13 protein-coding genes are annotated in these 23810 nt (G+C 75.1%); 12 read left to right on the forward strand and 1 reads right to left on the reverse strand.

What is annotated here, in order from left to right; genetic code table 11:
• From IF43_RS0104610 to IF43_RS0104655, 10 genes are all read left to right on the forward strand, one after another.
• A partial coding sequence (locus tag IF43_RS0104610) for a non-ribosomal peptide synthetase (protein ID WP_158939155.1) occupies positions 1–1281 on the forward strand: 1281 nt, incomplete at its 5' end.
• A 158-nt stretch (positions 1282–1439) separates the two neighbouring features.
• On the forward strand, positions 1440–8660 hold the full coding sequence (locus tag IF43_RS0104615) for a non-ribosomal peptide synthetase (RefSeq protein ID WP_051794670.1): 7221 nt from the start codon (positions 1440–1442) through the stop codon (positions 8658–8660).
• A 100-nt stretch (positions 8661–8760) separates the two neighbouring features.
• Positions 8761–9861: a guanitoxin biosynthesis L-enduracididine beta-hydroxylase GntD gene (gntD, locus tag IF43_RS0104620; RefSeq protein ID WP_051794673.1), complete on the forward strand. Its 1101-nt coding sequence runs from the start codon at positions 8761–8763 to the stop codon at positions 9859–9861.
• Between the two features lie 5 nt (positions 9862–9866).
• Entirely contained in the window at positions 9867–11111 is a 1245-nt protein-coding gene (vioD, locus tag IF43_RS36050) for a capreomycidine synthase (protein ID WP_051794675.1), read from the forward strand.
• A gap of 45 nt (positions 11112–11156) precedes the next feature.
• Entirely contained in the window at positions 11157–12389 is a 1233-nt protein-coding gene (locus tag IF43_RS0104630; protein ID WP_030194174.1) for a helix-turn-helix domain-containing protein, read from the forward strand.
• A 167-nt stretch (positions 12390–12556) separates the two neighbouring features.
• On the forward strand, positions 12557–12763 hold the full coding sequence (locus IF43_RS0104635) for an MbtH family protein (protein ID WP_030194176.1): 207 nt from the start codon (positions 12557–12559) through the stop codon (positions 12761–12763).
• Positions 12764–12817: 54 nt separating this feature from the next.
• Positions 12818–13882: a 3,5-dihydroxyphenylacetyl-CoA synthase DpgA gene (dpgA, locus tag IF43_RS0104640; protein WP_107048395.1), complete on the forward strand. Its 1065-nt coding sequence runs from the start codon at positions 12818–12820 to the stop codon at positions 13880–13882.
• A 38-nt stretch (positions 13883–13920) separates the two neighbouring features.
• On the forward strand, positions 13921–14598 hold the full coding sequence (gene dpgB / locus IF43_RS0104645; RefSeq protein ID WP_030194181.1) for an enoyl-CoA-hydratase DpgB: 678 nt from the start codon (positions 13921–13923) through the stop codon (positions 14596–14598).
• Between the two features lie 77 nt (positions 14599–14675).
• Positions 14676–16034 (forward strand): (3,5-dihydroxyphenyl)acetyl-CoA 1,2-dioxygenase DpgC, encoded by a 1359-nt coding sequence (dpgC, locus tag IF43_RS0104650; protein ID WP_030194183.1) that lies wholly within the window; start codon positions 14676–14678, stop codon positions 16032–16034.
• Positions 16035–16062: 28 nt separating this feature from the next.
• Positions 16063–17394: a PLP-dependent aminotransferase family protein gene (locus tag IF43_RS0104655; protein WP_030194186.1), complete on the forward strand. Its 1332-nt coding sequence runs from the start codon at positions 16063–16065 to the stop codon at positions 17392–17394.
• Positions 17395–17499: 105 nt separating this feature from the next.
• Here IF43_RS0104655 and IF43_RS0104660 read toward each other — a convergent pair whose 3' ends face one another.
• Positions 17500–18294 carry a hypothetical protein gene (locus IF43_RS0104660; protein WP_030194188.1) on the reverse strand — a complete coding sequence of 265 codons (795 nt, stop codon included), beginning with the start codon at positions 18292–18294 and terminating at the stop codon, positions 17500–17502.
• Positions 18295–18738: 444 nt separating this feature from the next.
• Here IF43_RS0104660 and IF43_RS0104665 point away from each other — a divergent pair, with 444 nt between their 5' ends.
• Complete coding sequence (locus tag IF43_RS0104665) at positions 18739–21636, forward strand: AAA family ATPase (RefSeq protein WP_051794677.1); 2898 nt, start codon at positions 18739–18741, stop codon at positions 21634–21636.
• Between the two features lie 337 nt (positions 21637–21973).
• Positions 21974–23737 carry an ABC transporter ATP-binding protein gene (locus IF43_RS0104670; RefSeq protein ID WP_234331946.1) on the forward strand — a complete coding sequence of 588 codons (1764 nt, stop codon included), beginning with the start codon at positions 21974–21976 and terminating at the stop codon, positions 23735–23737.
• Positions 23738–23810 lie beyond the last annotated feature (73 nt).

Genomic DNA, 23810 nt, shown 5'->3' on the forward strand with positions numbered 1-23810 from the left:
GCCTCGACGTACGAGCTGTGGGTGCCGCTGCTCAACGGCGGCTGCATCGTGGTCGCCCCGCCGGGACGGCTCGACACCGCGACGTACGCCCGCCTCATCGGCGAGTACCGGGTGACCGGCGCCGTGATCACGACCTCGCTGTTCAACCTGCTCGCGGAGGAGATCCCGGAGGCCCTGGGCCGCCTGCAGCGGATCGTGACGGGCGGCGAGGCCGCCTCGCCCCACGCCCTGCGCCGGGCCCTGACCCACAACCCGGCGCTCAAGCTCATGAACGTGTGCGGGCCCACCGAGTGCACCGTCCTCGCCTCCTGGACCGAGGTGACCCCCGAGGCGCTGGCCGGGGCCACCGTGCCGATCGGCCGCCCCCGGGACAACACCCGGCTGCTCGTCCTGGACCCGTACCTCCAACCGGTTCCGGTCGGCGTCACCGGCGAGCTGTACGTCGCCGGCAGCGGCGTGTCCCGCGGCTACCTGAACCGGCCCGGGATGACGGCCGAGAAGTTCCCGGCGAACCCGTACGGGGCGCCGGGGGAGCGGATGTACCGGACCGGCGACCTGGTCCGCTGGACCCCGGACGGCGAACTGGACTTCGTCTCCCGGGCCGACGGCCAGGTCAAGATCCGCGGCTTCCGCATCGAACTCGGAGAGATCGACGCCGCGCTGGCCGCCGACCCGACCCTCGCCCGGGCCGCCGTCATCGCCCGCGAGGACAGACCCGGGGAGAAGCGCCTGGTCGGCTACGCCGTCCCGGCCCCCGGCGCCCGCCCCGACCCGGACGCCCTGCTCCGCCGACTGGCCGCCGCCCTGCCCGAGTACATGGTGCCCGCGGCCGTCGTCCTGCTCGACGCCCTGCCGCTCACGCCCAACGGCAAGCTCGACCGCGAGGCGCTGCCCGCCCCGGAGGCCAGGGCCGCGGGCTCCGGCGCCGACGGCCCGCGCACCCCGCAGGAGGAGATCCTGTGCGGCCTCTTCGCCGACGCCCTCGGCCTGGACGCGGTGGGCGTGCACGACAACTTCTTCCACCTCGGCGGCCACTCCCTGCTCGCCATCCGACTGGCCAACCGCGTCCGCGCCGTGTTCGGCGTGGAGCTGGCGGTCGGCGCCGTCTTCGAGGCACCGACGGTCGAGGCCGTCGCGGCCCTGCTGGCCGCCGGCCCGGACCCGGCGGCCGCCCGGGACGCCTCGGACGCGGCCGCCCCGAGACCCGTCGACGGCGCGCCGGGGACTCCCCGGCGCACCCCGAGACCGCGCCCGGTCCTGCGGCCGCGGGACCGGGGCTGAGCGGCCCCGACCCGGCCGGTGGCCGCACGCCACCGTCCCCGACCACCACCCCCATCCCACCGTCCGCGCCCACCAACCGCACCCCACCGTCCCCGTCCCCGTCCCCGTCCGCGCCCCCGACCCGCTCCCGAGGCCACCTTCCCCAGGAGACAGATCCGATGACGGTCCCGCTTTCCTACGCCCAGCAGCGGCTGTGGTTCCTCCACCGGCTCGAAGGCCCGAGCCCCACCTACAACCTGCCCCTGGCGCTGCGGCTGACCGGCGATCTGGACCGCGAGGCCCTCGAAGCCGCGCTCGACGACGTCGTCGGCCGGCACGAGGTCCTGCGCACCCTGTACCGGGAGGCGGACGACGGACCCGCCCAGGTGATCCTCGACCCCGGCGCGGCCCGACCCGCGACCCTCCGGACCGAGGTGGCCGGGGAGGCCGAGCTGGCCACCGCCCTGGCGGGGGCCGCCGGGCACTGCTTCGACCTCGCCACCGAACTCCCCTTCAAGCCCTGGCTGTTCGCGCTCGGGCCGCAGGAGCACGTCCTGCTGCTGCTCATGCACCACATCGCCGCCGACGGCTGGTCGATGGGCCCGCTGGCCCGCGACCTCGCCGGCGCGTACGCGGCCCGCCGGGAGGGCCGCGCGCCCGACTGGCAGCCGCTGCCCGTCCAGTACGCCGACTACGCGCTGTGGCAGCGCGAGCTGCTCGGCGACGAGGACGACCCCGACAGCCTCGCCACCGCCCAACTCGCCCACTGGCGCGAGGCACTGGCCGGTCTGCCCGAGGAACTGGCCCTGCCCACCGACCGGCCGCGCCCGCCGGTGTTCGGCCACCGCGGCGGGACCGTCACGTTCGAGGTGGCGGCCGAGCCCCACCGCCAGCTCCTCGCCCTCGGACGGCAGACCGGGGCCACCCTGGCCATGGCCCTCCAGGCCGTGGTGGCCGTCCTGCTGACCCGGCTCGGGGCCGGCACCGACGTCCCGCTCGGCACCGCGGTCGCCGGCCGCACCGACGAGGCCCTCGACGACCTCGTCGGCTTCTTCGCCAACACCCTCGTCATCCGGGCCGACACCGCCGGCGACCCCACCTTCCGCGGGCTGCTCGGCCAGGTCCGGGACACCGCCGTGGCGGCCCTCGACCACCAGGACCTGCCCTTCGACCGGCTGGTCGAGGCGCTCAACCCGGCCCGCTCCCTCTCCCGGCACCCGCTGTTCCAGACGATGGTCGCGGTACGCGGCGACCAGCTCGCCGACTTCGCCTTCGGGGACCTGCGCGTCGACGCCGTGGACATCCCCTCCCGCATCGCGCAGTTCGACCTGTCCGTCACCTTCGACGAGAAGTACGCCGCGGACGGCACGCCCGCCGGCCTCGCGGGGTCCCTCGAGTACAGCACCGACCTGTGGGACGAGGACTCCGCCCGGGCCGTCGCCCGGCGGCTGGCCGCCCTGTGCGCCGCGCTCGCCGCCGAGCCCGACACCGCGGTCAGCCGCGCCGACCTGCTCAGCGAGGCGGAGCGCACCGGCATCCTGCGCGACGGCCACGGACCCGCCGCCGACCACGCCCCCACGACCGTCACCGACCTGTTCCGCGCCCAGGCCCGGCGCACCCCGGACGCGGTGGCCGTGGCCTTCGGCGGCACCACCGTCGACTACCGCGAACTCGACGCGCGGGCCGAGGCCCTGGCCCGCCGCCTGCTCGCCCACGGGGTGGCGCCGGAGGCCCGCATCGCCGTCCTCCAGGAGCGCTCCGCCGACCTGGTCGTGTCCCTCCTCGCCGTGCTCAAGGCCGGCGCGGTCTACGCGCCGCTGGACGTCCGCGCCCCCGCCGGCCGGATGGCGGCCGTACTCGCCGACACCGGTGCGCCGCTGCTGCTCACCGACCGGGCCATGCGCGACCACGAGTTCGTCACCGCGCTGCCCGCCGGGTTCCCGGTCCTCGTCGTCGACGAGCCCGCCGGCCCGGACGGGTCCGCCGCGGCGGACGGCACCCCCGGCCCGTACGACGCCACCGCCGCACCGCTGCCCGAGGTCCACCCCGAGCAGCTCGCCTACGTGATGTACACCTCCGGATCCACCGGCACGCCCAAGGGCATCGGCATCACCCACCACGACGTGGCCGCCTTCGCCCTGGACCACTGCTGGCGCGGCACCGAGCACCGGATCCTCCTGCACGCCCCGGTCGCCTTCGACGCCTCCACGTACGAGCTGTGGGTGCCGCTGCTGACCGGCGGCCGCGTCGTCGTCGCCCCGCCCGGCGACCTCGACACCCACCGCCTCGCCGGCATCGTCCGCGACCAGGAGCTCACCAGCGTCCTGCTGACCGCCGGCCTCTTCCGGGTCGTCGCCGAGGAGGACCCGGAGGTGTTCGCGGGCCTGGACGAGGTGCTCACCGGCGGCGACGTGATCCCGCTCCATGCGGTGCGCCGGGTCCTCGACAGCTGCCCCGGCACTGCGGTCAGGGCCACCTACGGACCCACCGAGACCACCCTGTTCGCCACCCAGGTCGTGCTCGGGCCGCACGACGAGCTCGACCGCACCGTGCCCATGGGCCGCCCGATGGACGGCATGCGTACCTACGTCCTGGACGCCGCCCTGGAACTCGTACCGCCCGGTGTCACCGGCGAGCTGTACGTGGCGGGTGCCGGCCTGGCCCGCGGCTACCTCCGCCGCGCGGGCCTGACCTCCGCCCGGTTCGTGGCCGACCCCTACGGCCCGCCCGGCTCCCGCATGTACCGCACCGGCGACCTGGTCCGCCTCACCCGGGACGGCCTGCTGGACTTCGTCGGCCGGGCCGACGAGCAGGTCAAGATCCGCGGCTTCCGCGTCGAGCCCGGCGAGATCGAGGCGGTCCTCGCCGCCCCCGCCGACCTGGCCCAGACCGCGGTCGTGGTCCGCGAGGACACCCCCGGCGACAAGCGCCTCGTGGCGTACGTCGTCCCCGCGCCCGGCACCGCCGCCCCCGAGCCGGAGGCGCTGCGCGAGCGGGCCGCCGCCGCGCTGCCCGACTACATGGTCCCCGACGCCGTCGTCCTCCTGGAGGCACTGCCGCTCACCCCGAACGGCAAGCTCGACCGGCGCGCCCTGCCCGCGCCGGGCTCCGGCACCACCGGTACCGCGCGGGCCCCGCGGACCCCGCGCGAACGCGTCCTGTGCGAGATCTTCGAGGAGGTGCTGGGGCGTTCCCCGGTCGGCATCGACGACCGGTTCTTCGACCTCGGCGGCCACTCCCTGCTCGGCATCCGCGTGATCAGCCGGATCCGGCACGCGCTGGGCGCAGAACTCGGCATCCGCGACCTCTTCGAGGCACCCACCGTCGCCGCCCTCGCGGCCCGCAGCGAGCAGGCGTCCGCCACCGGCGCGGCCCGGCCGCTGGCGGCGCGCACCCGCCGCCCCGAGGGGCTCCCGCTCTCCCACGCCCAGCAGCGGCTGTGGTTCCTGCACCGCCTCGAAGGCCCCAGCGCCGTCTACAACCTGCCCCTCATGCTGCGGCTGACCGGCCCGCTCGACCGCCCGGCCCTGGAAGCGGCACTGGCGGACGTCGTCGGCCGCCACGAGGTCCTGCGCACCGTGCTGCGCGAGGTCGACGGCGAACCCCGCCAGATCATCCTGGAGACCGCGCACATCGGCACGGTCTTCCGCCGGGTCTCCCCGGACGCCCTGAAGGAAGAGGCGGAACGCGCCGCCGGCCGGCCCTTCGACCTCGCCGCCGACCTGCCGCTGCGCGCCTGGCTGTTCGGCCTCGGCCCCGAGGAGCACGCCCTGCTGCTGGTGCTCCACCATATCGCCGCCGACGGCTGGTCGATGGGCCCGCTGGCCCGCGACCTCGCCACCGCCTACGCCGCCCGCCGGGAGGGCCGTACGCCCGACTGGACCCCGCTGCCCGTCCAGTACGCCGACTACGCCGTCTGGCAGCGCGAGCTGCTCGGCGACGAGCGGGACCCGGACAGCGTGGCCGGCCGCCAACTCTCCTACTGGCGCGAGGCGCTCGCCGGCGCCCCCGAGGAACTCGAGCTGCCCACCGACCGCCCCCGCCCGGCCGTGCCCAGCCACCGCGGCGACTCGGTGCCGCTGGAGGTCTCCGCGGACACCCACAAGCGGCTCCTCGCCCTGGCCCGGGACAACCAGGCCACCCTCTTCATGGCGGTCCAGGCCGCCCTCGCCGCGCTGCTGACCCGGATCGGGGCCGGCACCGACATCACCATCGGCTCCGCCGTCGCCGGCCGCGGCGACGAGGCCCTCGACGACCTGGTCGGCTTCTTCGTCAACTCGGTGGTGCTGCGCACCGACACCTCGGGCGCCCCCTCCTTCCGGGAGCTGCTGCACCGGGTCCGGGACACCGACCTGGCCGCGTACGCCCACCAGGACCTGCCCTTCGACCGCCTGGTCGAGGCCCTCAACCCGGCCCGGTCGCTGTCGCGCAACCCGCTCTTCCAGACCACCCTCATCCTGCACAACCAGAACGCCGAGGCCCCCATGGCCGGGCTGGACGTGCGGCACGAGGCGGTCGGGGCGTACGTCGCCCAGTTCGACCTGCAGTTCCACCTCGACGAGCGCTACGACGCGGACGGCTCGGCCGCCGGCCTCCAGGGCGGCATCATGTACAGCACCGACCTGTTCGACCGGGAGACCGCGCGGGCGCTCGCCGACCGGCTGGTCCGCTTCCTCGACGTCGTCACCGAGGACCCCGGACTGCCCGTCACCGCGGCCGACGTGCTCTCGGACCAGGAGCGCGAGCTGGTGCTGCGGACCTGGAGCGGGCCCCGCAGGGCGGTGCCCGACCGGTCGCTCGCCCGCCTCTTCGAGGCCGTGGCGGCCGAGCACCCCGACGCGCCGGCCGTCCGTGCGGACGGCACGACCCTGACGTACGAGGAACTCGACGTCCGCGCCAACCGCCTCGCGCACCGGCTGGCGGCGCTCGGCACCGGCCCCGAGCGGACCGTGGCCACCCTGCTGGAGCGCTCGCCCGCGGTGGTGGTCGCGACCCTGGCCGTGGTCAAGGCGGGCGGCACGTACGCACCGCTGTCCGCCGGCTACCCCCTCGACCGGCTCACCTACGTCATGGCCGGCACCCGGGCCGCCGTCCTCGTGGTCGACGCCGCCACCCGCGACCACGAACTCGTCGCGCAGGCCCGCCGGGAGGGCACCCGGATCGTCGACCTGACCGACCCGTCCCTGGACGCCGAGCCGGCCACCGCCCCCGACGTCGCCGTCCACCCCGACCAACTCGCCTACGTCATCTACACCTCCGGCTCGACCGGCGCGCCCAAGGGCGTGGCCGTCACCCAGCGCAACGTCGCCGACCTCGCGGCCGACGGCTGCTGGCACGGCGGCGCTCAGCAGCGGGTGCTCATGCACGCCCCGCACGCCTTCGACGCCTCGACGTACGAGCTGTGGGTGCCGCTGCTCACCGGCGGCACGGTCGTGGTCGCGCCCGAAGGGTCCCTGGACACCCGGGAGTACGCCCGGGTCATCGCCGAACACGGCGTGACCTCCGCCCTGTTCACCCCCGTGCTGTTCAACCTCATGACCGAGGAGGAGCCCGGCGCCCTCGCGACCATGCGGCAGGTGTGGACGGGCGGCGACAACGTGCCCGTCAGCGCCGTGCAGCGGGCGGTCGACCGCTGCCCCGACACCGAGATCGTGGCCACCTACGGGCCGACCGAGACCTCGGTGATCTGCTCCTGGTTCCCCATGCGCGCCCCGCACCGCGTCGGCCGCTCCGTACCCATCGGCCGCGCCATGGACAACACCCGCCTGTACGTGCTCGACGAGCGGCTCGCCCCGGTGCCGCCGGGCGTCCCGGGCGAGCTGTACATCGGGGGACCGGGCCTGGCCCGCGGCTACCTCGGCCGGCCCGACCTGACCGCGGGTCGGTTCGTCGCCGACCCGTTCACCGACGAGCCGGGCGCCCGGATGTACCGCAGCGGCGACATCGTCAAGTGGGCCGGCGACGGCCTCCTCGACTTCGTCGGCCGGGCCGACGGCCAGGTCAAGGTCCGCGGCTTCCGCATCGAACTCGGCGAGGTCGAGGCGGCCCTGGCGAAGGACCCGGCGCTCGTCCAGGTCGCGGCCGTGGTCCGCGAGGACCGCCCCGGCGACCGGCGCCTGACCGGCTACCTCGTCCCCGCCCAGGGCACCGCGGTGGACACCGCGGCGATCCGGGAGTCCCTGGCGGCCGCGCTGCCCGAGTACATGATCCCCTCGGCGTTCGTCGTGCTCGACGCCCTGCCGCAGACCCCCAACGGCAAGCTCGACCGCAAGGCGCTGCCCGCGCCCACCGCGGCCGGCCCGGCCGCCGGCCGGGAGCCGCGCACGCCCACCGAGCGGCTGCTGTGCGGACTGTTCGCCGCCGTCCTGGGCCTCGAACGGGTCGGCGTCGACGACAACTTCTTCGACCTCGGCGGCCACTCGCTGCTCGCCACCCGGCTGGTCAACCGCATCCGGGACGCCCTCGACGCGGACCTGGCGGTCGGCACCCTGTTCGCCGCCCCCACGGTGGCCGCGCTCGCCGCCGCCGTCGGCGCGGGCACGGCGGCCGCCGCCCCCGGGAGCGAGGGGGACGGCGCGCTGGAGACCGTACTGCCGCTGCGGCCGTCCGGCGCCGGCACGCCGCTGTTCTGCATCCACCCCGGCGGGGGGATGGGCTGGTGCTACGCCGGACTCACCCGCTTCGTCGACCCCGACACCCCCGTCTACGCGTTCCAGTCCCGCGGCCTGGCCCGGCCCGTCACCCTGCCCGACAGCGTGCCGGAGATCGCCGCCGACTACCTGGCGGAGATCCGCCGCATCCAGCCGCACGGCCCGTACCGGCTGCTCGGCTGGTCCTTCGGCGGCGCGGTCGCCCACGCCATCGCCACCGACCTGCAGGACGCCGGCGAGGAGGTGGCCCTGCTGGCCCTCCTCGACGCCTATCCCGGCGGCTCCAACGGCGAGTACGAGGTGATGGACGCCCGGGACGTGCTGCGGCTCGCGTTCGACGGCGTCGACGTCCTCGAAGGCACCGCCGACGAGGACGGCACGGTGACGCCCGCCCGCGTCCTGGAGCTCCTACGTGCCCACGACAGCATCCTGTCCGGACTCGACGAACGGGCCGTGGCCGCACTGATGGAGGTCACGGTCAACAACGTCCGCCTGATGAAGGAGTTCGCCCCGCGCCGGTACGACGGCCCGGCCGTCCTCTTCCAGGCCGGACGCGAGCGCCACCTCTCCCCGGAGACGGCGGCCGCCCTGTGGACACCCTGGGTCGGCGCGCTGGAGCACCACGTCGTGGACTCCGGCCACGCCGACATGACCCGGCCCGGGGCCCTCTCGGAGATCGCCCCCGTCCTCGTGCGCCACCTCGCCGGGGCCGCCGGCGCGGACCCGGTCCCGCCCGCCGCCGGTGGGTGAGCCCGGGCCCGACCGTCCCGCCCCGCCGCCGGGCCCCGGCCCGCGCACCGCAGCCGTCCGACCACACCCGCACGCCACCAACCGACCGGAGGCACCACCCATGTCCCGCCGGGAACCCACCACCGCCCCCGACACCGGGGGCACCGACCGCGCCTCCGCCACCGACGCGCAGCCGGCCGGCCCGCCCGGGGCCCACCGGTACCGCCTGAGCCCGGCCGAGTCGGCCCAGGCGCACGCCCTCGCGAGCGCCCTGGCCGACGAGTACGGCCGGGTCGACCACCCGGCCTTCCTCGCCGACGTCTCCGTCATCGCCCACGACCTGCCCCGCGGCCTGCGCCTGGCCGTCAACCGGGCCCGCCTCGACGACCGCAAGCACGGCCTGGTGGTCTCCGGCAACCCGGTGGACCAGGACGTGCTCGGCCCGACCCCGTCCCGCTGGCAGGAGGCCGACACCGGCGCGAGCCGGGCCCACAGCTTCCTGATCATGCTGTACGGCTCGCTCCTGGGCGAGGTCATCGCCTGGGCCACCCAGCAGGACGGACGCCTGGTCACCGACGTCGTCCCCACCCCGGGGATGGAGGAGAGCCTGGTCAGCTCCAGCAGCAGCAAGGAGCTGGGCTGGCACACCGAGGACGCCTTCTCCCCGTACCGCGCCGACTACGTGGGACTGCTGTGCCTGCGCAGCCCCGAGCTGACCGCCACCACCCTGGGCCACCTCGACCCGGCGGCGATGCCCGCCGAGGTGATGGAGGTGCTGAACCAGCCCCGCTTCCACATCGTCCCGGACGCGTCCCACGACGCGCTCCTCAACTCCGCCGCGGCCGCCGACGGGCGCGCCGAAGCCTTCCGCCGCCTCGACGAGGTGCGCCGCCGGCCCCCGCTGATACCGCTGGTCACCGGCCACCCCGACGCGCCGGTGCTGCGCATCGACAGCGACTACGTGGCCCCCGGGGACGGGGACGAGGCCGCCGCGTACGCGCTGAAATGGCTGGTCGACCACCTCGACGGACACCTCTACGACTTCCCGCTGGCCCCCGGCGACATGGGCTTCATCGACAATCGGAACGTGGTCCACGGCCGCCGTCCCTTCCGCCCGCGCTACGACGGGACCGACCGCTGGCTCAAGCGGATCAACGTCGTCGTCGACTTCCGGCGCACCCGCCCGGGCCGCGCGGACACCGCCACCCGAGTGATCGGCTGAAGCCCATGACCTTCTCCGCGCCGGACCCCCGGCCCACCACCCCCGACCGGCCCACCGCCCCTGCCCTCCCGGCCCTCGGCGACATCGAGCCGGCGCTGCTGGAGGACTGGTTCCGCACCCGCTACTTCGACGCCCGCACCGACATCTCCAGCTCCGGTGCGCAGAACTACACGCTGGGCCGGCTGCGCGCCGTCCTCGGTATCGAGTCCGGCGAGCTCGACGCGCTGATGTTCCGCGACAGCCCCTCGCTCGGCTGCGACCCGCTGCGCGAGGCGGTCGCCGCCCGCTACGCCCCCGGACGGACCGAGCGGGTGATGATCACGCACGGCTCGACCGAGGCCATCTTCCTGGCGCTCTCGGCGATCGTCCGCCCGGGCGACGAGGTCGTGGTCCTGCGGCCGGTGTACCAGTCGCTGTCGTCGGTGGCCGCCGCCCTCGGCGCCACGCTCAGGGTCTGGGAGCTGCGCCCGGAGGACGGGTTCGTCCCGGACGTCTCCCGGTTGCGGGAGCTGACCGGGCCGCGCACGCGGGCCGTGGTCGTGAACTTCCCGCACAACCCGACCGGCACCATGCCGGACGAGGACGGCTACCGGGAGCTGCTGTCCCACGTGGACTCCCTGGGCTGCTACCTGCTCTGGGACGCGGCCTTCGCCGACCTCGCGTACGACCGCGACCCGCTTCCGGACCCGTCGGCCGTCCTCGACCGCTGCGTCTCCTTCGGCACGCTGTCCAAGTCCTACGGCCTGCCGGGGCTGCGCATCGGCTGGTGCCTGGCACCGCCGGAGGTGCTGACGGCGATGGTGCGGCTGCGCGACTACGTGAGCATCAGCACCTCGCCGCTCAACGAGCTGATCGCCACCCGCGTCCTGCAGCGGGCCGACCGCGTCCTGCGGCCGCTGCGCGAACAGGCCGTCCGCAACCGGGCGTTGCTCACCGCATGGGCGGCGGAGCACCCCGGGCTGGTGGACCTGCCGGTGCCGCGGGGCGGGGTCAGCGCGTTCCCGCTGTTCCCCGGCGTGCCCGACATGACGGCGGTGTGCGAGCGGCTGCTCGCCGAGGACGGCGTCCTGGTCGTCCCGGGAGCCTGCTTCGGGCACCCCGGACGGCTGCGCATCGGCTTCGGCGGGCCCACCGACGAGCTCCGGGACGGGCTCGACGCCGTCGTCCGGGCCGTGGAGAAGACCCTGGCCGAGTCGCCCGATCGGGGCACTGCGACGGGCGGGGCGGTGCCCGGAACCCCCATGACATAGGCTGTCGGCCGCGATGACAGCTGCGGCACGGAAAGCGGCGAGACGATGAACTACCTGGCGCAGCCGGCGTTCGGCCAGCTGGTGGCACGGCTTCGGCGTGAGAAGGGCCTCTCCCAGGCGGACATCGCCGGCGACGGGGTCTCCTCCAGCTACGTCTCGCGCCTGGAGTCGGGGCACCGCGCACCGACGGCCCAGGCCGTCCGGCACCTCTCGGCGCGCCTCGACGTCCCCGAGGACACCTTCCTGGCCCGCTCGCCGCAGCTGGTCCCCGTCCTGCTGGCCGAAGGGGTGGCCGCCCTGGAGGACGGCCGGACGGCGGCGGCGGTGACCGCGCTGACCGCCGCGGCCGAGGAGGCCGGGGACGTCGCCCCCGAGTCGCTGTGGCAGGTGCTGTGGCACCTGGCCCGGGCCCACGAGCGGCGGGGCGAGCAGGCCGAGCGGCAGCGGGCGCTCGACGGGCTGCTCGCCGTGGCCGAGACCCTCGACTCGCCGGCCCTGCGGCTGAAGGCGCTGGTCCAGCTGGCCGGGCGGGCGCACGAGGCCGGCGACACCGACGCGGCGCTCGGGCTCGCCGAGCGCGCGCACGCGCTCCACGGGCGCCATCCGCGGCTCCCCGGCGCCGACGGGGCCCGGGCCCTGCTGGTGCTCGCCGCGGCCGAGGCCGAGGCGGGCCGGCTCTCCGACGCCCAGCGCCACGTCGAACTGGCCCTGGAGGTACCGGCGGAGGAGCTCGGACCGCTGCGTGCCGAAGTACTGGCCGCCGCCGCCTCGGTGGCCGTCCGGCAGGGCGCCGCGGAGCGGGGGCTGGCCCTGCTCGAGGAGGCGCTGTCCGGCACGGACCGCAAGGACGGCCCGCTGCTGTGGGGCCGGCTGCGGCTCGCCGCGGTCCCGCTGGCGCTGCGCGTCCACGGGACGGCCGCGCCGCACGCCGAGGAGTGGTGCCGGGAGGCCGCCAGCGTGGTCGAGCTGCTCGGTGAGCCGCTGGACGACGTACGGCTGACGGCCGTGCGCGCGCAACTGGCCTTCCACCGGGGCGAGCCGGCGGAGGCGGCCCGGCTGGCCGCCCGGGTGCTGGCCGACCCGGGGCCGCTGCCCGCGCAGGAGCGCACGCGGACCGAGATCCTGCTGCACCAGGCGGAGATCGGGCTGGGCCGGGCCGACGAGGCCGTGACCGCGCTGCGTGCGGTCGCCGAGCGGCTGCAGGCCGCCTCGAGCATCGACCTCGCGGCCGAGGCGTGGAAGGCCCTGGCCGAGGCCCTGGTGCGCGCCCAGCACTGACCCGGCGTCGCAGCCGTACCCCCTCAGCGGACCACCCTGTCATTAATCTTGACAATATTTGTCAAGCTCTCTTGACTGTATTTGACAGGCTGCCTAGTGTGACGTTCGACGTCAGGTGTGCCGTCATCCCCCACCACTCATCCGCGAACCCCAACTGGAGGGCGGACGTGTCCAATCCGTTCGAGGACGACTCGGCCGAGTACAAGGTTCTGATCAACGGAGAGGGCCAGCATTCGCTCTGGCCGGCCTTCGCCGCGGTGCCGGCGGGCTGGACGGTGGCCCTCGACGACGCACCCCGGCAGACCTGCCTGGCGTACGTGGAGGAGCACTGGACCGACCTGCGGCCGCTCAGCCTCGTCGCCGCGATGTCCTGACCACCGTCCTGACGCCTGCTTTCCGGCAGAGAAGGCACCGAGGTGCGCAGCGTGATGAGTGAGGCACTGAATCCGCCGCCGCCCCGGCTGACGGGGCTCGGTACGGCCAATCCGGCGACCAGTTACTCGCAGGAGGACGTCCTGCGGATCTTCGGGATCACCGATCCCCGGGTCGTCTCCCTCTTCCTCAACAGTCATATAGAGCGGCGGTACCTCCACCTGCCGCCGCTCGACGCGAACGGCGTGCCGCGGATCGAGACCCAGGGCGAGCTGCTGCGCAAGCACCGCGCCGACGGGATCGAACTCGCCGCCCACGCCCTGGAGTCCTGCCTCAAGGACATGGGGGCCGACCCGGCGGACATCGGCCACCTGTGCTGTGTCACGTCCACCGGGCTGCTCACCCCCGGGTTCAGCGCCCTGCTCATCCAGGAGCTGGGCCTGCCGGTCACCTGCGGCCGGCTCGACGTGGTCGGCATGGGCTGCAACGCCGGACTGAACGGCCTCAACGTCTCGGCGGCCTGGGCCAGTCGCAACCCCGGCCGGCTCGCCGTCATGATCTGCGTGGAGGCCTGCTCCGCCGCCTACGTCTTCGACGGCACCCTGCGCACGGCCGTGGTCAACGGGCTGTTCGGCGACGGTGCCGCGGCCGTCGGACTGATGGCCGGCGGCCCCGCCCAGGGCCCGGAGGTCCTCAGGTTCACCAGCCGGATCATCCCGGAGGCGATCGAGGCCATGCGCTACGACTGGGACGAGGACCACGGCAAGTTCAGCTTCTACATCGACCGGGACGTGCCCTACGTCGTCGGCGCCCACGCCGAGGAGGCGGTCGGGAACCTGCTGCGGGGCACGGGGCTGCGGCGCAGCGACATCTCCCAGTGGATCGTGCACTCCGGCGGCAAGAAGGTCATCGACGCCGTCAAGATCAACCTGGGCCTCGCCGCCCACGACCTGCGGCACACCTCCTCGGTGCTCAGGGACTACGGAAACCTCTCCAGCGGTTCGTTCCTCTTCTCCCTCCAGCGGCTCACCGCCGAGGACGTCACCCGGCCCGGCGACCACGGCGTACTGATGACCATGGGGCCGGGGTCCACCATCGAGACGGCGCTCCTCAAGTGGTAGCTCCTTCCCTCCCAGCGTCAGGACGGGCGAGACAACTGATGGACATAGACCCGGACACCGACTTCACGGTCGGGTTCCACAGCGCCGAGCCGCTCGACTCCGCCGCGGTCCGGAAGCTGACCGAGATCTGCGACCGCGTGGAGGACGCCGGCACCGGCGACGTCCTCCTCGTCCGCCTGCACGGCGGACCGCCGGCCGACGGGGCCCGGACCGGGCCCCGGGTGCCCGACGTCCACCTCGTCAACAAGTGGGAGCGGGCCGTGCGCCGGATGGAGCGGCTGCCGGTGGCCACGGTGGCGCTGGCCACCGGCGAGTGCGCCGGACTCGCCGCCGAGGTCCTGCTGGCGACGGACCACCGGGTGGCCGGCCCGGACCTCGTGCTCCGGCTGCCCACCTCCGACGGGGTCACCTGGCCGGGCATGGCGCTGTTCCGGCTGGCGCACCAGGTCGGCGTCCACCGGGCCCGCGCGGCGGCCCTGTTCGGCGCGCCGACCACGGCCGCGAAGGCGCTCGCCCTCGGGCTCGTCGACGAGGTCGCCGACGACCCGGACCAGGCCCTGGCCGCGGCCGTGAAGGCGTTCCAGGGCGCGCGGGCGGCGGACGTCGCCGTCCGCCGGCGGTTGCTCATGGACGCGGCCACCACCAGCTTCGAGGACGCGCTCGGCTCGCACCTGGCCGCGTGCGACCGCGCCCTGCGCCCCGCCGGACAGGGCTGAACCGTCCGGCCGGGCGGCGCCCGACCGCCCGGCCGCGCGGAGCCACCCCACCCACCGCGACCGGACAGGGACCCCGCATGCCACGAACCACCGCGCCCGAGCCCTCCGACCTCCCCGCCCCGCCCGACACCACCGGCGACTTCACCGCTGACGCGGCCCGGGTCGGCGCGTACCTCCGGGAGGCGGGCGAGCGCACGGCCGGACTGCCGCCCCGCCGGGAGCGCTCCCCCGAGCAGCAGGAGCGGGTGGAGGGGGTCCGCAGCGCCGCCCGCACCGCCCGGCTGGCCTTCGTCCGCGAGCACGGCGGGCGGCTCCACGACGCCCTCACCGACGGCGGGCGCACCCCCCTCGGGCTGCGCGAACTCGCCTTCGGCGCTGCCGACTTCCTCCCGGGACTGGTCCCGACCGCCGAGACCGTGGCGGCGGAGCGGCGGTGCACCCAGCCCGAGAAGGAGGGCCACGAGGTCGACCAGGGCATCCTCTTCTGGGGCCTGCTGCGCGCCCCGGAGGCCGGCCGGCGGATCCTGGACGCCATGCGCCGCCCCATGCCCCGGTCGCTGGGCGCGCTCGCGGAGTTCCGCCGCACCGGCACCGCCGCCCTCGGCACCGTCACCGTCGAACGCCGCGACGGGATCGGCCACGTCACCGTGCACAACCTCGACTGCCTCAACGCCGAGGACGACGCCCTCGCCGACGACTTCGAAACCGCCGTCGACCTCGTCCTGCTCGACGACGGGGTCCGGGCGGGCGTGGTCCGCGGGGCCCCCATGACCCACACCCGCTACGCCGGCCGGCGGGTCTTCAGCTCCGGCATCAACCTGACCCGGCTGTACAACGGCCAGATCTCCTTCGTCGACTTCCTGCTCCGCCGCGAGGTCGGCTACATCCACAAGATCCTGCGCGGCCTGAGCGGCGTACCCGGCGAGCCCGCCGGACCCTTCGCCGGCGGCGGCTGGGAGAAGCCCTGGCTCGCCGCCGTCGACACCTTCGCCATCGGCGGCGGCATGCAACTGCTGCTGGTCTTCGACCAGGTCGTCGCCGAGAACGACGCCTACTTCAGCCTGCCCGCCGTCCAGGAGGGCATCGTCCCGGGGGCCGCGAACTTCCGGCTCGGCCGCGTCCTCGGCCACCGCCGCGCCCGCCAGGTGATCCTCGGCGGGAGGAAGATCCGCGCGGCCGACCCCGACGGGCTGCTCCTCGCCGACGACGTGGTCGAGCCCGAGCAGATGGACAAGGCCGTACGGTCCGCCGCCGAGGCCCTGGACAACCCCTCGGTCACCGCCAACCGCAGGATGCTCAACCTCGCGGACGAGCCGGAGGACGGCTTCCGCCGGTACATGGCCGAGTTCTCCCTGGAGCAGTCCCGGCGGCTGTACAGCGCCGACGTGATGGACAACCTGGAGCGGACCTGGATCAGCCGCTCCCGCCGCAGCTGATCCCGCGACAGACGTGGAGGGTGGAGGAATGGCCGATCGACCGGCGCTGCTCGCCGAACCGGTACGGGAGCTCGACCGCCGCGAGCTCCACGCATCCGTCAGCGATCCCGTGATGGAATCGGTGACGCTGCTGACCGACGTGATGTCCCAGTACCCCGACGCGGTCTCGTTCGCGCCGGGGGCCCCGCACGAGAGCTTCTTCGAGGGCGTGGACGTCGCCCGGCACATCGAGAGCTACGTCGCCTACCTGTGCCGGGAGCGCGGGATGTCCCCGGCCCGGGCCCGGCGCCGGATCCTCCAGTACGGATCCACCCCCGGCCTGATCAACGAACTGGTCGCGGGCGTCCTGCGGACCGACGAGGGCATCGACGTGCCGCCCGAGGCCGTGGTGGTGACCGTCGGCTGCCAGGAGGCCATCTTCATCGCCCTGCGGGCCCTGCACGCCACCCCCGACGACGTCCTGCTGGTCGCCGACCCCTGCTACGTCGGTGCGGTCGGCGCCGCCCGCCTGCTCGGCCTCGACATCCGGCCGGTGGAGCAGCGGCCGGACGGCTCCGTGCTGCCCGACCTCGTCCGCGTCTGCCGGGAGGTGCGCGCCGAGGGCAGGCGGCCCCGGGCCCTGTACCTCGTACCGGACTTCTCCAACCCCTCCGGCAGCCGGATGGCCCTGCCCGACCGGCACGCGCTGCTCGCCGCCGCGGCCGAGGAGGACCTGCTCGTCCTGGAGGACAACCCGTACGGGTTCACCGCGGCCCCGGAGACCAAGCTGCCCACCCTCAAGGCGCTGGACCGCGGGGGCCGGGTGGTCCACCTCGGCACGTTCGCCAAGGTCTGCATCCCCGGGGTCCGCGTCGGGTACGCGGTCGCCGACCAGACCGTACGCGGCCCCGACGGACGCACCCGGCTGCTCGCCGCCGAGCTGGCGGCCGTCAAGAGCATGGTCACCGTGAACACCTCGCCGGTCGGCCAGGCCGTGATCGGCGGCATGCTGGTCGAGGCCGGCGGGACGCTGCGGGCGATGGTCGAGGAGAAGTCGGCCTTCTACCGGCGCAACCTGCGGCTGCTCCTCGACGCCCTCGACAGCGCCTTCCCCGAGGACCTCAGGGCCCGGACGGGGATCCGCTGGGACGCCCCCGAGGGGGGCTTCTTCCTCGTCATGACGCTGCCCTTCGAGGTGGACGACGCCGTACTGGAGGAGTCCGCACGGGACTTCGGCGTCCTGTGGACCCCCATGAGCCACTTCTTCGTCGGGGGCAAGGGCGGTGCGCGGCAGATCCGGCTGTCCCTCAGCTACCTGGACGACGACGAGATCGAGGAGGGCGTCCGCCGCCTCGCCGCCTTCGTCGCCGCCCGGACGTAGGCCGCCTCCTGCGGATCTCGCCGGTGGCCCGGGACCGGGCCGGGCGCCCGGGCGGAACCCTCCGCCCGGGCGCCTCGCCGTGGCGCCCGTTCCCGCCGGGCGGGTTCAGAGCAGGGCGAGCGGTTCCCGTTCGGCCACGCCGGCCCCCCGGCCCACCGGGGTCCCACCGTCCAGCGGCGCCCCCTCGTCCAGCAGGGCCGCCTCGTCCACCGGTGACGCGCCGTCGGCTCTCCTGCGCCCCGTCAGCACGCCTCCCGGCCGTACGCCCGGGCGCAGCACCGGCTCCCCGGCGCGCAGCGCGCTGCTGATCCGGTGCTCGTCCACCTCGCGCCCGTCGAGCAGGGCCGGCAGCACGAGGGCCGCCAGCCCGCTGTCCGGGACGTCGACCGGGCAACTGGTGCGCCCCGGATCGGCGGCGATCACGGCCTCCGGACGGCTGCCGAAGACCATCGTGAACCCCCCTGTGTTGACGACGAGTTGGGCCTGCGTACGGCCCCCGACGACCAGCCGGCCGGCGTCGTCGCCGTGGTGGCCCTGGACCCGCCCCGAGACCGCCAGGTCGCCGGCCACGACGAACCGGGGACGTCCGGAGAGCAGCAGGTTGCGGGCCCGCAGGTCGCCCGTGACCAGGAAGAGGCCGCTGCCGGCCTCGTCCCACCAGTCGACGTCCCCCTCGACGGTGAGGTCACCGTCGACCACGACGTCGTAGGGCAGCGCGGCGGACGCGGGATCGGGTGCCAGGTCCCCCAGGACGGATAAGTTCCCCCGATGGAGCCGGACTTGGCGTCCCCTGGTGAAGCCGGGGTGGGGCGTCCCGAGGGTGGCCGACGGGCCGTGCCGCTCCAGGGCCTCCTCCACCGGCACCACGTCCCACGTGGAGGTCAGGCGCTCGAAAGACATGTTCCCTCACCTTCTGAGTTCCGGACCGTCCGGGTGCGGTCGGACCGACCGCCGGGGCCGGGCGGGTGGTTGATGCGCGTAGACGGACCGCAGGCACATGCGTTCACGCTGGGAAGGGGACCCTTTCGGACGGGGCGGGGCGCACCGCCGGCCAGGCGCGGCAGGGGCCGACGGGCCGTTGGCCGGGAACGTGCGTCCGGGGGACATGCGGTGAAGCAGGGGTGTCGAAGCCGTGGACTCGGTGTCAGTGTCGACTCCGTTCGCGTAATGGCACATCAGCTGCCCCGAACTCGAACTACCCTGCAACACGAGCCCGTTCCGGACATCGGTAGAACTACGTAATCACGTCGATGGCCAGGGCCGGGCCGTAGCATGTGCAGCGTTGGTGGCCGACCGCGGGCAACGGGGGCGAGCGTCTGCCGCTGCGACCGGGGGGAGCGTCTTGTGTTCGCCGTTCAGTTACCGGAGTCCTGCTGCCCGCTCGCGGGCAGAGAGGCCGAATCCGAGCGCTTCGCCGAGGCGTTGGACGCCCTCCCGCGCGGGCGCGGCACCGTCGTGGAGATCGCCGGGGATCCGGGCATCGGCAAGTCCCTTCTGCTGACCCTGCTGGCGCGGCTCTCCGAGGACCGCGGGGTCCAGGTGGCCCGGGCGTCCGGCACGCGCTGGCCCACCACCCCGTACCAGGTGTTCGAGGAGGCCCTCGGGGACCGGCCGGAGGCGTGGCCCTTCCCGACCCACCGTTCCCCCGGCGCGCCCCTCCTGCGGGCCATCCGCCGACAGCTCGCCGACTGGGTCGCCGCCAAGGGCCCCTGCGCCCTGCTGCTGGACGACGTACAGCTGCTGGACGAGGAGTCGCTGGCCCTCGTCGTGCACCTCGTACGCACCCCCGTGCCCGGCCCGTTCGTCCTCGCCGTCGCCCACCGCCCCCGCCAGACCCCCGCGGTACTGCGGGACGCCCTCGACAGCGGCGTCCGGGCCGGCACCGTCACCCGACTCAGACCCGAGCCGCTGGACCGCGCCGCCGTGGCCGCGCTCCTCGGCCACTGGCACCCGGATACCGGCGCCACGGCCTGCCCCGCCGCCCCCTCCCCGCTCGCCCCCCGCCGCGACGACCCCGCCGAGCACGCCGACGCCCTCCACCAGGCCAGTGCCGGCAACCCCCGCGGCGCCCGGATCCTCCTGGCGGCCGGCTGGCAGCCCGACGCGTGGCCCGACCAGATCGGCCCGGACCGGGACGGACTCCTGCGCGAGGGCGCCGCCCTCATCACCGAACTCGACGCCCTCACGCCCGACGCGGCCCTGGCCGCGGCCGGAGCCGCCGTCCTCGGCGACCGGTTCAGCCCCGAAGAGGTCGCCGAGGTCTCCGGCCTCGGCACCCCCCGCACCCTGCACGCCCTCGACGAGCTCAGCCGCGCCGACCTGGTCCGCCCCCTCGGCCGCGGCGGCCGGTTCGCCTTCCGCTCCCGCGTCCTCGGCCACGTCGCCCACGAGCACGCCGACCCCTCCTTCCGGCTCCTCGCCCACCGGCGCGCCCTCGACCTGCTCACCACCCGCGACGCCTGCGCCGCCGCCCGCGCCCGGCACGCGGAGCACCTCGTGGGCACGGACAGCCCCACCGCGGTTTCCGTCCTCGCCGAGGGCGCGGCCGAGGTGGTCGGCGAGGCCCCGGCCACCGCCGCCCGCTGGCTCGGCCTCGCGCTGCAGTACCTGCCCGGCTCCGACCTCGTCCAGCCGGCCCGGGCCACCCTCGGCATCGCCCACTGCAAGGCCCTCACCGCCGCCGGCCGCCCCGACGAGGCCCACGGCCTCGCCCACCGGCTGCTCGCCGCGGCCCCCCACCTGCCCACGGACCTCAGACTGCGCGCGCACGCGGCCTGCGCCGACGTCGAGCGCCAGCTCGGGCGCTACGACGAGGCGGAGGCGGTCGCCCGCGCCGCCCTCGACCCGCTGACCCGCCCGCTGCCCCCCGGCGCGGTCGAACTCGCCTTCCAGTACGGCCTCGTGCACCTGCTGCGCGGCGGCTACGGGCAGGTGCGCGACCTGGTGCGGGAGGCGCTGCGGAACGCCGCCGGCGCCGACGAGGCCACCGGCCGCCGGATCCGCTTCCTCGCCGGATGCGGCGACGCCCACCTCGGCCTCGTCTCCTCGGCCCTGGCCGACGCCGCCGAATGCTCCCGGCAGGTCGACGCCCTGCCCGACGCCGTGGCCGCCGGCTCCCCGGAACTGCTCACGCTCCTCGGCTGCGCCGAACTGTGCGTGGAGCGCTTCGCCGACGCCCGCCGTCACCTGCACCGGGGCCTGGCCGTCACGGTCGGGGGCGCCCGGCGGTTCGTCGTACCGCGCCACCAGCTGTGGCTGTCGGTCCTCGACCAGTGGACCGGCCGGCTCTCCCGCGCCGAGCACTGGGCCCGCGAGGCCGAGCGGTACGCCAGGTCCCGGGGATCCGAGAAGCTCGCCGGGCTCGCCGCCATCACCCGGGCCGGCGCCCTGATGTGGGCCCGGGGCCGGCGCGACGCCGCCGAGGCCGTCGCCCTCGCCGAGCACGGCGCCTGCGCCGTCGAGACCCGCGCCGGCCGCCGGGACGGCCTCGTGGCAGGAATGCTCGCCCAGGTACGGCTGCTGAACGGAGACGCCCCCGGCTGCCAGCGCACCCTCCTGGAGGGCGGCGGCGGCGAACAGCTGCCCCTGTTCCTACCGCCGCTTCGCCCCTGGCTGCTCGCCATGCTGGCGGTCGCAGCCCTGTACTGCCGCGACACCGGCGGAGCCCGCCGCTTCGCCACGGACGCCGAACTGGCCGCGGACCTCATGGGGTTACCCGCCCAGCGCGCCTACGCCCACCGGGCCCGCGGCATCCTGCACGCCTCGGACGGAGCGCACGACCTCGCGCTCCCGCTGTTCAAGAGCTCGGCGGACGCCTTCCGGGAGGCCGGGATGCCCGTCCAGCACGCCTGGACCCTGGTGACCGGCGCCCGCTCCGCCGCCGAGACCATCGGCCCGGCCACCGCACTGGAGTGGCTCGGGGCCGCCGCGGCCGTGTCCCGGGGCTGCGGGGCGCTGCGGGTGCGCGACGAGGCCGTCCGGGTCCAGAAGGAGCTCGCCTCGCTGGGAGCGGTCACCGGCAGCCCGGACGGCCGCGAGGTGATGATGCTGCTCACCGAACGCGAGCGCGAGATCGCCCGGCTGGCCGCCGCCGGGAAGCGGTCCCGGGAGATCGCGATGGAACTCTTCCTCAGCACCCGGACGGTCGACGCCCACCTGTCCCGGATCTACCGCAAGCTGGACATCTCCTCCCGCGCCGCCCTGGCCAGCTGCTTCCTGCAGGCGGGCCCCAACCACTTCTGACCCGTCCGACCGCGGCCGGGGGACCGACGCCGGGGCGGCCACGGGACCGACGCCAGTGCGGCCCGGGACGGACGCGGTGCGGCCACGGGACCGCCGCCCGCCGGGAAAACGCTTGGACGGCCCGGACGGGCGTGCGCGACACTGCGCTGTTCCGGATTTCGGGTCCAATGACAGGGTTGGAATGGAATCGCCTGAAACACCTGACTCGCCTGCTTCAACCGAATCACCTCACTCACCCGCACCGCGCGACGGGGGGCCGGGCAAGGGCCCCGTCCTCCTCGCGCTGCGCCACTACGGACGACAACTGGTCCGGCTGCGCCGGCTGACCGTACCCGCCATGCTGCTCCCGGCACTGGGCAACATCGGCATCAACTACCTCGCACCGCTCATCGTCGCCAAGCTCGTCGGCCGGATCTCCGGGGGCACCCCTCCCGGCGTCGGCCCCCTGCTCCCGTACGTCCTCGGCTTCGCCGGCGTCCTGCTGCTCGCGGAGGCGCTGTGGCGGGCCGGGCTGCACTGCCTGAACCGCCTCGACGCCCTCGGCATCGAGAACCTGTACGTGATCGGCATGGACGAACTGTTCGCCAAGGACGCCGCGTTCTTCCACGACAACTTCGCCGGCTCCCTCACCAAGCGGGTCCTGAGCTTCGCCTCCCGCTTCGAGGAGGTCGTCGACACCCTCACCTTCTCGGTCGTCGGCAGCCTCGTACCCCTCCTGTTCGGCTCGGTGGTGCTCTGGCACTACGAACCGCTGCTCGTCGTCGGGCTGTTGTCGATGATCGCGTTCACCGCGCTCTGCGTGGCGCCGCTGATCCGCCGCCGCCAGGCCCTGGTCGACCAGCGAGAGGAAGCCATCGCGCGGGTCTCGGGCCACGTGGCCGACAGCCTCGCGAACATGGAGACGGTGCGGGCGTTCGCCGCCGAGGAGCGAGAGGCCGCCGAACACCGCTCCCGGGTCGCGGAATCGCGCCGGCTCACCCTGCGCTCCTGGGACTACGGCAACCTGCGCATCGACACCGTCGTCGCGCCGCTGTCGGTCCTGACCAACGCCGTGGGCCTGCTGCTGGCCGTCGTGCTGGCGGGGGAGGGCCGCGGGGTGGAGGCGGTCGTCGTGGCCTTCACGTACTACAGCAACGCCACCCGGATCATGTTCGAGTTCAACCAGATCTACCGGCGCCTGGAGAGCTCGTTGACGGAGGCCGCACAGTTCACGGAACTGCTGCTGACCCCGCCCACCGTGCTCGACCCCGAGGAGCCCGAGCCGCTGCCGGCCCGGTCCGCCGCCGACGTGCGCTTCGAGCGGGTGACGTTCGCCCACGCCGGCGCGGAGCCCCTCTTCGAGGGCCTCGACCTGACGGTGCCCAGCGGCGCGCGGATCGGCCTCGTCGGCCGCTCGGGCGGCGGCAAGACCACGCTCACCCGGCTGCTGCTGCGGATGACCGACGTGGACGCCGGGCGGATCCTCGTCGGCGGCCGCGACATCAGCCGGCTGAGCCAGGCCGACCTGCGCGGTCGGATCGCGTACGTGCCCCAGGACCCGGCGATGTTCCACCGCACCCTGCGCGACAACATCGCCTTCGCCCGGCCGGGAGCCACCGACGCCGAGATCCGCCGCGCGGCCGAGGCGGCGCACGTGACCGAGTTCGCCGACGCCCTGCCGGACGGTTTCGACACCATGGTGGGCGAGCGCGGCGTCAAGCTGTCCGGCGGCCAGCGCCAGCGGGTTGCCCTCGCCCGGGCGATCCTGCGCGACGCGCCGATCCTGCTGCTCGACGAGGCCACCAGCGCCCTGGACTCCGAGAGCGAGATCCTCGTCCAGGACGCCCTGTGGCGGCTCATGGAGGGGCGCACCGCCCTCGTGGTCGCCCACCGGCTGAGCACGGTCGCCTCCATGGACCGGCTCGTCGTCCTCGACCGCGGCCGGATCCTCGAGCAGGGCACGCACCACGAGCTGCTGGCGGCGCAGGGCGCGTACGCGCGGCTGTGGCAGCACCAGTCGGGCGGGTTCCTCGCCGACGCGGAGGATCCCGCGGGCCCGACGCCGGACCCGGACCCGGGCCCGGACCCCGCCGGCGTCCGGGGGCGGGCCGGGTTGTCCTGAGGCGGGGTGGGCCCGGGCCCCGCTCCCGCGAGCGGGGCCCGGGCCCCCTGACTGCGTCAGGAGGAGTGCCGCG

Source organism: Streptomyces sp. NRRL S-87, from assembly GCF_000719335.1.
GTDB lineage: Bacteria > Actinomycetota > Actinomycetes > Streptomycetales > Streptomycetaceae > Streptomyces.

Coding starts and splice junctions, on each gene's coding strand:
- IF43_RS0104615 (WP_051794670.1), top strand. CDS start 1,440: ATGACGGTCCCGCTTTCCTACGCCCAGCAGCGGCTGTGGTTCCTCCAC.
- gntD (WP_051794673.1), top strand. CDS start 8,761: ATGTCCCGCCGGGAACCCACCACCGCCCCCGACACCGGGGGCACCGAC.
- vioD (WP_051794675.1), top strand. CDS start 9,867: ATGACCTTCTCCGCGCCGGACCCCCGGCCCACCACCCCCGACCGGCCC.
- IF43_RS0104630 (WP_030194174.1), top strand. CDS start 11,157: ATGAACTACCTGGCGCAGCCGGCGTTCGGCCAGCTGGTGGCACGGCTT.
- dpgA (WP_107048395.1), top strand. CDS start 12,818: ATGAGTGAGGCACTGAATCCGCCGCCGCCCCGGCTGACGGGGCTCGGT.
- dpgB (WP_030194181.1), top strand. CDS start 13,921: ATGGACATAGACCCGGACACCGACTTCACGGTCGGGTTCCACAGCGCC.
- dpgC (WP_030194183.1), top strand. CDS start 14,676: ATGCCACGAACCACCGCGCCCGAGCCCTCCGACCTCCCCGCCCCGCCC.
- IF43_RS0104655 (WP_030194186.1), top strand. CDS start 16,063: ATGGCCGATCGACCGGCGCTGCTCGCCGAACCGGTACGGGAGCTCGAC.
- IF43_RS0104660 (WP_030194188.1), bottom strand. CDS start 18,294: ATGTCTTTCGAGCGCCTGACCTCCACGTGGGACGTGGTGCCGGTGGAG.
- IF43_RS0104670 (WP_234331946.1), top strand. CDS start 21,974: ATGCTGCTCCCGGCACTGGGCAACATCGGCATCAACTACCTCGCACCG.